This is a genomic window from Shewanella septentrionalis, assembly GCF_025370265.1.
Taxonomy (GTDB): Bacteria; Pseudomonadota; Gammaproteobacteria; order Enterobacterales; family Shewanellaceae; genus Shewanella; species Shewanella hafniensis.
In genome coordinates this window covers 1-1,697 of record NZ_JAMTCC010000106.1, presented here as the reverse complement: position 1 = coordinate 1,697, position 1,697 = coordinate 1, and the positions used below count along the sequence as shown (strand labels likewise).

At 35.7% G+C, this 1,697-nt stretch carries 3 protein-coding genes; 1 reads left to right on the top strand and 2 read right to left on the bottom strand.

The features are described from left to right. Nucleotides 1–251, bottom strand: a 251-nt coding sequence (locus tag NE536_RS22715) for a hypothetical protein (protein ID WP_261274109.1), incomplete at its 3' end; no start/stop codon positions are given. Nucleotides 252–305: 54 nt separating this feature from the next. After that, complete coding sequence (locus NE536_RS22710; RefSeq protein ID WP_261274110.1) at nt 306–545, bottom strand: TraY domain-containing protein; 240 nt, start codon at nt 543–545, stop codon at nt 306–308. A gap of 100 nt (nt 546–645) precedes the next feature. On the opposite strand from NE536_RS22710, the gene NE536_RS22705 reads away from it, so the two are divergent. Beyond that, complete coding sequence (locus NE536_RS22705; RefSeq protein ID WP_261274108.1) at nt 646–1,287, top strand: XRE family transcriptional regulator; 642 nt, start codon at nt 646–648, stop codon at nt 1,285–1,287. Nucleotides 1,288–1,697: the final 410 nt, after the last annotated feature.

Genomic DNA, 1,697 nt, shown 5'->3' with positions numbered 1-1,697 from the left:
ACGAGAATGGCGAACTGTGCAGTTGAGCCGGTGCCAACGGTATCAACAATTTCAGATTTAGCTGGTGCAAATGGATCTGCAGCATGTACATCCCAAGACAACAACAAAGTAGCGACGACACAAATGATGAATAGGAAGGTGCAGCGCATTATAAATATGGTGCTATCACTGGGGATATGTTTTGCGAGTCTTAGAATTTCTTCGTTTACTTCACTTTGTTGTGCGTTAGGTTGTTGGGTTTTGGTGGTCATATAACACTTCCTTAGTATTGCGATCCCATTTTTGGATCATGATGGTAAAAAAATTTAAGACTTATCTTTTCCTTTTAGACCCATTCCCATCTCATCGAAGCGGCTAAGGTGGTCAATGAGTCGTGCTTGAGCCTCTTTGCGCTTAGAGCGATTGTTACGTTTGGCCGAGGCTTCTAACATTTCGTTTGTTTTGCCGTCTAAAACGACATTGACATGCGTCGGCTTGGTCATGAAAGAGAGATAATTACTGTATGGATGATCATGGGATGGATGATAAAGAACCAAAAGGTTCATAGTCAAGTAAAATAAACCTTTTAGTTTGTATTGTTGGGCTAAAAGGTTTTCTTGACTAGAGCATTATCATATTTACTGATCTTTAATTTTGTTTTATAGAATGCATTCAATAGCAGAAAGAATTAAACAGCTACGTAAGAGCAAAGGGTTAACCCAAAAGGAATTAGGGCGAAAAGTTGGTGTTACATCGGTCACTATTTCTAAGTGGGAACTAGATATCGCAATCCCAAAATCTAAAAGTGCTATAGAATTATGTAAAATATTTAATGTTGATTTACAATGGCTTATGCGAGGAGTCAGTCAGTCTATTGATTTTGGTATTTCTCCAATAAAAGCGAATGAAGAAATTGTAAAAGTACCTTATTTTGATGATATTCAAGCCTCGGCTGGCAATGGTTGCGAGGTTATGTTCGAAAATGCGGATTATGAATTGGTTATGCCAGAGTTTTTTTTTAAAAAAGCATCAAAAAACCTTGTGTGTCTAAAAGTTTCTGGGGACAGCATGGAACCAGAGTTTAAAGACGGTAGTATATTATCTATTGATATAAAAGATAAAAAAGTAAAAGACGGTAATTGTTATGTCATTAATCATAACGGACTATTGAGGTTAAAATGCTTAGAGAAGATTCCAAATGGATTTGTATTAAAAAGCTATAATTCTATGTATAAGGATGTAGTTGTCACTGAAAGTGAGAGTTTGTGTATTCTTGGGCGAGTCATTTTTCAGCTTTCATTTTACTAAATAATTGTTCCTAATTAGTGCTACATCTTGCAGTGTGGTCATTACATGTATTGAGGGATTATTTAATAACTTTTTTTATAATTTTGATTACTTGTGTAGATAAAAGAAAATAAACGGCTATAATTAGCATCAGATTTTGAAGCAAAAAGTGCATTACATAGCACGCTACTACATAGTTATCTATGTAGTGTATTTTTCAAAATTAGAGTGTGTTGGGGGTGGTTCCCTAACGTGAAGCATTCGACAACGAAGCCGATTCACCGTAGGGGTCGGCTTTTTTGTGTTTAAAATTCAATAAAATGAAAGATCGTTGATCTTTGCGATCGTTTCATTTAGAGTGATCCGCAATGTTTGAACTAACCATTCAAACAGCCAAAAACCTACGGAATCATAAAAATGCCTAATTTCTT

Bases quoted from the DNA above. Each gene is read 5' to 3' on its own strand.
- NE536_RS22710 (WP_261274110.1), bottom strand. From the start codon at position 545: ATGAACCTTTTGGTTCTTTATCATCCATCCCATGATCATCCATACAGT.
- NE536_RS22705 (WP_261274108.1), top strand. From the start codon at position 646: ATGCATTCAATAGCAGAAAGAATTAAACAGCTACGTAAGAGCAAAGGG.